Raw genomic sequence first — 7,342 nt, 5'->3', positions numbered from 1 at the left:
CGACAACTATGCGGAAGCTCGTCTCGCTGCTTAATGCAGTGCGAACGCTTCAAATCAAGCCCTAGAGGTTCGCACTTCTAGGCGGGGTTCGGAGGTACCTGGCAACAGAAACCTCCACCTTCCCCCTCGCCTTCCAAGTCAATTGAACGGCCAAGCATGCTTGGCGCGCCTGCTTGCCGTCCTGCCTGGGCTGAAAAAGGCCGGGCAATCCCGGCCTCTCCGATTTTCTATCCGCGTCTTACTCGGCAGGCGCTTCGACCGCTTCGCGCGCACGGCCGAGCGTCAGCTTGGCCAGCGTGAAGGAAATCACCGCGCAGAGCGTGATGCCGGCCACCATCGGCAGCGGCGTGCCGTCGAAGAAGAGGCCCGCCACGCCCATGGCCAGCGCGCCGATGGCGAAGTGCAGCGTGCCCATCAGCGCCGAGGCCGTGCCGGCGATCTCGCCATGCTCTTCCATCGCCAGCACCGAGGTGGTCGGAATGACCAGGCCAAGGAAGCCGTAGCCGACAAAGAGCAGCGCCGCCATCACGTCGAGCCGGTCGACACCGGATGCCATGATCGCGAACAGCGCCACCATCACCGTGGCATAGCCGGTCACCGCCACCCACACGACCCGCTTCAAGCCGAAGCGATCCGCCAGCATCCCGGTCAGCTGCGACATGCCGATGAAGGCGACCGCGTTGATCGAGAAGAACACGCTGTAGACCGAAGGCGACAGGCCGTAGTGGTCGATCAGGATGAAGGACGAACTCGACAGATAGACGAAGAAGCTCGCGATGCCGAAGCCGGCGATCGTCGTCAGGCCAAGGAAGTTGCGGTCGCTCATCAGGTAGCGGTAACCGGCAAGTGCCGTGCCGAAGGACGAGTTGGCGCGCTCCTCCGCCGAACGCGTCTCTTTCAGCGAGGTCGCGAGCAGGATGGTGGCTAAAGCGGCGGCGCCCGTCACAGTCCAGAACACGGCACGCCAGCCGAAGCTCTCGATGATCTGACTGCCCGTGAGCGGCGCGAGAATAGGCGACACCGAGAACACCAGCATCAGCAACGACATCAGCTTGGCGGCCTCGTTACCGGTGTGCAGGTCGCGCACGATGGCGCGCGGCACTGCCATGCCGGCGCTGGCGCCGAGCCCTTGCAGGAAGCGGAAGGCGATCAGCCACTCGATACTGGGCGCCATAGCCGAGCCGACGCCGCCAACCATGAACAGCGCGAGTCCGACATAAAGCGGCAGCTTGCGCCCGACAATGTCCGAGATCGGTCCGACGACGATCTGGCCGAAACCCATCGACAGGAAGAAGATCAAAAGGCTCATCTGCACGGCGGCGGTGCCAGCCTTCAAATCCGCACCGATCGAGGGCAGCGCGGGAAGGTACATATCGATGGCGAACGGGCCGATTGCGGACAACAAGCCGAGCACGACCGCGATGCGGAGGAATTTGGGACTCATGATAAGGGCTTCTTTCGGATCTGGTTGCCGCCGTGGTCCGGCGTCTACCCGAGGACGTTCCATCCCGTGGAACTCCGACATCCGGGATGTGAAATCATCGTCGCTTCAAAGCGCGATTCTGTTGTTCCCGGGAGCGGACTTCGCTTTATTGTGTCTACAAATTTAGACAGGCTTGTCCAATTCGTCAATCATCGCTATATAGTTTTTTATGAAGGTCGGCGTTTCTCCTGACACTTTCCCGCCACGCAGCCATGAGGCCAAGCGCATATCGGTGGTTGATGCTGCCGCTTCGGTCTTCTGCCGCGAAGGCTATGCCGGCGCCAATATCGACCTGATCGCGGCCGAGGCCGGCGTTTCGCGCCAGACCGTCTACAATCACCATGGCGATAAGGAAAAGCTGTTCATGGCCATTGTGCGCGACCTGACGGAGCGCTGCAATGCCGGCATCTTCGCCACCATTGCCACCTTTCCCGACCAGCCCGCCGATCTCGAAGCCGATCTTGTCGCCTTCGCGGTGCGCATGAACCGCAACTGTATCTGCAACCGCGACGGCCGCTTCCTGCGCAAGCTGATCCAGGCCGAGGGCGAGCGCTATCCCGAGCTTTTTGCCGAGTGGCGCGAACAGGGACCGGGCCGCACCTGGTCGGCGCTTGCCGCCCGCTTCGCGCGGCTGGCCTATGCCGGGCACCTCTCGATCGACGATCCGGACGTGGCGGCGCGGCAGTTCCTCGCACTAGTCAACGCCGAGTTGCAGACAACCTTCATGCTCGGCGGCATACCGACGGAGGAAGAGGTGTTGCGCTCAGCGACCAATGGCGTGCGCACCTTCCTGGCCGCCTTCGGCAGGAAGAAAGCGGCAGCCGCCCGGCAGGCCGCCCTCGCCCACGCCTGAGCGATCAAATCGCCGCCAGCCCTCTTGGCCTTAGCTTTCGGCGCCTATATGCGGTTTACGCCGCGCCCAAGCTTGATTACAGCTATGCGGACGATTCAACGGAACCCGACCGTCACATGGCCGACGACCACATCCGCTACGACATTCTGGCCCAGGAGGCATTGCGCGGCGTCATGCGCAAGGTCCTGGCCGAAGTCGCGCGCACGGGCCTTCCGGGCAACCATCATTTCTTCATCACCTTCCTGACCGGCGCGCCGGGCGTGCGCATCTCCTCGCGGCTGCGCGAGCGTTATCCGGAGCAGATGACCATCGTCATCCAGTTCCAGTACTGGGACCTGAAGGTGACCGACACCGGTTTCGAGGTGGGACTCTCCTTTTCCGACGTGCCCGAAAAGCTCGAAATCCCCTTTTCCGCCGTGCGCGGTTTCTATGACCCATCAGTGAATTTCGAACTCGAATTCGACGTCAAGGCGGACAACGCCGCGGAAGACGACGACGCCGCGCCGGCCCCGGAGCTGCCGATCGCGGTCGTGACCGAAAAGAAACCGGAATCGAAGAAAAAGGCCACCGAGGCCGAGAAGAAGCCGGCTGCCGCCGATACCGGCGGCAAGGGTGCCGAAGTGGTTTCGCTCGACGCCTTTCGCAAGAAGTGAGCCGGGGAAATGGGCGAGGTCGTCAATCTCCGCCAGGCCCGCAAGCAGAAAGCGCGCATCGAGAAGGAACGCCTGGCCAGGGAAAACCGGGCATTGCACGGCCGTTCCAAAGCCGAGCGCGAGCGTGACCGGCTGACGTCCGACATGACGGAAAAATTCATGGACGGCCATCGCCGCGAAAAGCCCGGCGATCCGGACCGGCGCTGAGCGCCCGGATGGCCGCTGTCGAAAAACGCTCGGTGACGATCCGCGGCCACCGCACCAGTTTTTCCCTGGAGCAACCCTTCTACGACGATTTGGTGGCGATCGCGACGCAGCGCTCGCTGTCGCTCGCGGCCCTCGTTGCCGAGATCGACGAAACGCGGACCCGTGACGCCAACCTCTCCTCCGCGCTCAGACTCTACGTGCTCGCCTGGGCAAAGCGCGGCGGCAAGGCATCTTGACCGGCCTCAGACCGGATCGCCGAGGCTTTCCTGCGCCTTGCGCTTGGCGCCGAAGCTGAGCAGGGCCGAACGGTCGCGTTCCTCGGCCTGCTTTTTCGACCGCACCCGCATCAGGTCCTTCCAGCCGATATAGCCGACCAGCCGTGCATCCTCGCGCGAGACGACCGGCAGATGCGAGACGTTGGCCAGGAGCAGCTTGTCTGACAGTCCTTCCAGATATTCGTCGGGATAGGCGAGCGTGACCTTGCTGCCGGCCAAAAGTTCGCCGAGCGTCGTCTTGCGGTGCTTGCCGGCGCGGCGCCAACGCAGGATCGCCGGCGGATCGATGAGGCCGAGCACATGGCCTTTCTCGTCGATCACAGGAAAGCTCGGATGGCGCGTGTCCGGGGCGGTCAGGAATGCCGCCGCGCCGTGCAGCGTCATCGTCGCCGGCACGCTCTCGACCTTGGTCGTCATCACCTCGCGCACCCTGGTCAGCGCGAAGGGATCGACGCGGTATTCGCGAACGAGGTGGTGTCCGCGCCGCGCCACCTTTTCGGTCAGGATCGATCGCTTCATCAACAGCACGGTGACGGCATGGGCGGTGGCGCAGGCTGCGATCAGCGGCACAAGCATGTGGGTGTTGCCGGTGAGTTCGACCGCGAAGAAGGTCGCGGTCAGCGGCGCGCGCATGGTGCCGCCCATGGTCGCGGCCATCGCCAGCAGCGGCCAGAAGCCGGGCGTCGCCTCGGGCAGGATACCGGCAAGCACCGCGCCCATCGCGCCGCCCATGATCAAGAGCGGCGCCAGCACGCCGCCCGACGTTCCCGAACCCAGCGCCACCGACCAGACAATGGCCTTGACCACCAAAAGCGTCAGCGCTGCCGCCGCCAGCACATGGCCATCCAACATGTTGGCGATGTTGTCGTAGCCGACACCGAGCGCCTGCGGCTCGATCAGTCCACCGATACCGACCACCAGGCCGCCGATCATCGGCCACCACATCCAGTGTATCGGCAGCTTCTGGAAGGCGTCCTCGCAGGCATAGACCATTTGGGTCAGCAAGCCGGAGAGCAGGCCGGCGGCAATCCCGACCAGCACCCAGCCACCCAATCCGGCGATCGACGCTTCCATGCTGCCCGAGAACGGGAAGATCGGTCCGGGCAGGTGCAGCAAGGTGCGTTCGACCTCGGCGACGATGGCGGCAACGGCGACCGGGATGAAGCTGCGCGGCGTCCATTCGAACAGCAGCAGCTCGACGGCGAGCATGATTGCCGCGATCGGCGTGCCGAACACGGTCGTCATGCCGGCCGCCGCGCCCGCCACCAGCAGCGTCTTGCGTTCATTGTCGCTGACCGGCAGCATCTGTGCGATCAGCGAGCCGATCGCCCCGCCGGTCATGATGATCGGCCCCTCGGCGCCGAACGGTCCGCCGGAGCCGATCGAGATCGCCGACGACAATGGCTTCAATACCGCCACTTTGGCGTCGAGCCGCGAGCGGCCGAGCAGGATTGCTTCGATGGCTTCCGGAATGCCGTGGCCGCGGATCTTTTCGCTGCCGAAGCGCGCCATCAGCCCGATGACCAGCGCGCCGATCACTGGAACCAGCACGGCGGCATAGCCGAGCGGCGTGTCCTCGAGCCTGAGCTCGGCCAGTGTGAACTGGCCGAAATAGGCGATGTTGGTGGCGAGCCTTATCAGCTTCAACAGCGCGATGCCGGCAAACAGCCCGGCGGTCGCGACAACGACTGCGATGGCGGCGATGATGAGCACCCGCGGATCGGTGGTGAAGTCGCGGAGATGGCCGTTTCCGGCATGAGCGGATTTCATTGGGGAGCCTGAGCTTTCTGGCGGCGCGGTACCGTCCGGTTGTCGGCCGGCTACATATCGTAACACGATACAATTCTTCAAGGCCGTTTTTGGTGGTTGCTCCGCGTCATTTTGGTCATGGATGCGCCAGGCTTTCATAAGAGTTGAGCTTTGGCCGGAAAGGGCGATAAGTCGTGGCATGACGCATCCGAAGAAACCACGTCCCGCCATCAGCCAGGCCGACTATCAGCGGCTTTCGGAGTTTCGCTACCTGATCCGCCGCTTCCTCGAATTCAGCCAGTTGCAGGCGAATGAGGCGGGCTTGACCCCGCGCCAGCACCAGGCGCTGCTGGCAATCAAGGGCTATCCCGGCGGCGGGCCGGTGGCAGTGGGCGATCTGGCGGAGCGATTGCGCATCCGCCACCACAGCGCCGTCGAACTGGTGAATCGGCTGAGCGAGGCCGGCTTGGTCGCGCGGGATCAAGACAAGGCCGACCACCGCCGCGTCCTGCTGCAACTCACCCCGCTCGCCGACGACCGTCTCGCCGAATTGTCGGCCGCCCATCTCGACGAGCTTGCCCGCATCGAGCCTATGCTCAAGCGCCTGCTTTCGCGGCAGGAGCCGGTTTGAGCGCTACATCCAGCGCTGTCCTTCGCGACGTCTTGGGTGTTTTGTTCGCCCGCGATTCCGGGCGGAACCGCTATGCAGTTTTCCTGGAATAATGGGTTTCAACCGCCGTCCAGCGACTTCAGGAGGTTGTCGATCGTGAACGGATTGGACTTGGGCTTCGGCGGCTCTGGAACGGAACCGTCGTTGACGCCGGGAAGCGACCGGTCGACTTTTGGCGCCTGCTCAGCCGCCCTGCGTTCAGCTTCCAGCCTCGCCTGCTCGGCACGCTTGCGATCCGCCTCGGCCTGGGCTTTCGCGGCTGCGGCCTGTTGTTCGGCCTTTGCCTTGGCGTCGGCATCCGCCGCTGCTTGCGCATCAGCCTCCGCCTTGGCACGCGCCTCGGCCTCGGCCTGAGCCTTGGCATCGGCTTCCGCTTTTGCCCTTGCCTCTTCTTCCGCTTTGGCTTGCGCCTCGGCTTCTGCCTTCGCTTGCGCTTCCGCTTCGGCTTTCGCCCTGGCTTCAGCCTGGGCTTTCTGTCGCGCCTCTTCCTCTTGCCGGCGCAGTTCCTCGGCCGCCCGGTCGCGCTCCGTCTGCAGCGCAGCGTAGTAGCGCACCTCGCGCCGCAGCCTCTGCTTCTCGAGCAGCGCCGCCTGCATCGCCTCGACGCGCTGCTGCTCCTTCTCCAGCGCGCGCTGGGTCAGGAACTGCGCCAGCGGCGCGCTGTCGAACTGGAGCGACGTCGCCCCGATCTGGCCTGCAAGGCTGAAGTTCACAGCCGGTTCGGAGCCGACAAGCGCCTCGTCGCCCGGTCGATAGGTGATCGCTCCCTTGGCGGCCAGCGTGCTCGCATCGAGGTCGGCGGTAACGTCCGCCGAGAGCGTCGCCGCCGGATTGTCGAGGCTGATCGGCGGCGCCCGCAGCGTGCCATTGGCAACGGTGAAGGGGATATCGGTGTTGCCGGCCGCGAAACTTCCCTGTCCGGCGATCTCAGGCGCGAAGCCGGCGGTCTTGGCGGCATCGATGTCGCGTCCGATTGCATCGGCCTTGGCGATGACGGGGGCAAAAGCATCGGGATTGATGCCGGCGATGGTCAGTCCCTTCAGCGCCGCCGTGCCGGACCCTGACAGGGCGGCGATCATCGCATCGACAGACTTGCCGCTGGTCGACAGCGCGGCCGAAATGTCGCCGCTGCCGCTGATTCCGGCGCCAGGCAGCACTGCGGCAAGATCACTGCCCGCCAGCTTCAACTGACCCGATAACAGGCCGGTGCCCTCCGTGTTCTTGAGCTCGAACAGGCCGGTCAGCGTGCCCTCATAGAGCTTGGCTTTGAGGTCCGAGACACGGATGCCTTCCCGGTCGAGCTTCAGCGACAGCGTCGCGTCATGCGCGGTCGCGAACGGTCCGGCGGCAAGGGCCGCCGTGTTGAGGTCGAGATCGGCGCTGAACGGCAGGGTCGATTTCCGGCTGAACGGCGTCGTCGGCCAGCCACCGTCCTTCCCGGCGAGGAAGGAC

Annotated in this window: 8 protein-coding genes; 5 read left to right on the top strand and 3 right to left on the bottom strand. The window is 64.5% G+C overall.

The genetic code is table 11. The features are described 5' to 3' along the window. Nucleotides 1-238 precede the first annotated feature (238 nt). Complete coding sequence (locus tag EOA75_RS25520; protein WP_127325452.1) at nucleotides 239-1,444, bottom strand: multidrug effflux MFS transporter; 1,206 nt, start codon at nucleotides 1,442-1,444, stop codon at nucleotides 239-241. A 208-nt stretch (nucleotides 1,445-1,652) separates the two neighbouring features. Here EOA75_RS25520 and EOA75_RS25515 point away from each other — a divergent pair, with 208 nt between their 5' ends. From EOA75_RS25515 to EOA75_RS25500, 4 genes are all read left to right on the top strand, one after another. Continuing rightward, nucleotides 1,653-2,336, top strand: a complete 684-nt coding sequence (locus tag EOA75_RS25515; protein WP_095783789.1) for a TetR/AcrR family transcriptional regulator — start codon at nucleotides 1,653-1,655, stop codon at nucleotides 2,334-2,336. Between the two features lie 116 nt (nucleotides 2,337-2,452). Further along, nucleotides 2,453-2,989: an SspB family protein gene (locus EOA75_RS25510; protein WP_066990875.1), complete on the top strand. Its 537-nt coding sequence runs from the start codon at nucleotides 2,453-2,455 to the stop codon at nucleotides 2,987-2,989. A gap of 9 nt (nucleotides 2,990-2,998) precedes the next feature. Beyond that, nucleotides 2,999-3,196, top strand: coding sequence for a DUF4169 family protein (locus EOA75_RS25505; protein WP_095802677.1), 198 nt, complete (start codon nucleotides 2,999-3,001; stop codon nucleotides 3,194-3,196). Nucleotides 3,197-3,204: 8 nt separating this feature from the next. After that, nucleotides 3,205-3,432, top strand: a complete 228-nt coding sequence (locus tag EOA75_RS25500; RefSeq protein ID WP_095779013.1) for a ribbon-helix-helix domain-containing protein — start codon at nucleotides 3,205-3,207, stop codon at nucleotides 3,430-3,432. A gap of 6 nt (nucleotides 3,433-3,438) precedes the next feature. Here the strand turns inward: EOA75_RS25500 and EOA75_RS25495 are convergent, their stop codons facing one another. Beyond that, nucleotides 3,439-5,241, bottom strand: coding sequence for a chloride channel protein (locus EOA75_RS25495; protein ID WP_127240218.1), 1,803 nt, complete (start codon nucleotides 5,239-5,241; stop codon nucleotides 3,439-3,441). Nucleotides 5,242-5,419: 178 nt separating this feature from the next. Here EOA75_RS25495 and EOA75_RS25490 point away from each other — a divergent pair, with 178 nt between their 5' ends. Further along, the gene (locus EOA75_RS25490) at nucleotides 5,420-5,851 is read left to right on the top strand and encodes a helix-turn-helix domain-containing protein (RefSeq protein ID WP_066990862.1); all 432 of its coding nucleotides are present in this window, start codon (nucleotides 5,420-5,422) and stop codon (nucleotides 5,849-5,851) included. A gap of 98 nt (nucleotides 5,852-5,949) precedes the next feature. On the opposite strand, the gene EOA75_RS25485 is transcribed toward EOA75_RS25490, so the two are convergent. Then, a partial coding sequence (locus EOA75_RS25485; RefSeq protein ID WP_281058556.1) for an AsmA-like C-terminal region-containing protein occupies nucleotides 5,950-7,342 on the bottom strand: 1,393 nt, incomplete at its 5' end.

The sequence above is a fragment of the Mesorhizobium sp. M1A.F.Ca.IN.022.07.1.1 genome, from assembly GCF_003997575.1.
GTDB lineage: Bacteria > Pseudomonadota > Alphaproteobacteria > Rhizobiales > Rhizobiaceae > Mesorhizobium.
The sequence above is the reverse complement of the archived record's forward strand: the minus strand, read 5'-3'. Positions and strand labels throughout refer to the sequence as shown.

Coding starts and splice junctions, on each gene's coding strand:
- EOA75_RS25520 (WP_127325452.1), bottom strand. CDS start 1,444: ATGAGTCCCAAATTCCTCCGCATCGCGGTCGTGCTCGGCTTGTTGTCC.
- EOA75_RS25515 (WP_095783789.1), top strand. CDS start 1,653: ATGAAGGTCGGCGTTTCTCCTGACACTTTCCCGCCACGCAGCCATGAG.
- EOA75_RS25510 (WP_066990875.1), top strand. CDS start 2,453: ATGGCCGACGACCACATCCGCTACGACATTCTGGCCCAGGAGGCATTG.
- EOA75_RS25505 (WP_095802677.1), top strand. CDS start 2,999: ATGGGCGAGGTCGTCAATCTCCGCCAGGCCCGCAAGCAGAAAGCGCGC.
- EOA75_RS25500 (WP_095779013.1), top strand. CDS start 3,205: ATGGCCGCTGTCGAAAAACGCTCGGTGACGATCCGCGGCCACCGCACC.
- EOA75_RS25495 (WP_127240218.1), bottom strand. CDS start 5,241: ATGAAATCCGCTCATGCCGGAAACGGCCATCTCCGCGACTTCACCACC.
- EOA75_RS25490 (WP_066990862.1), top strand. CDS start 5,420: ATGACGCATCCGAAGAAACCACGTCCCGCCATCAGCCAGGCCGACTAT.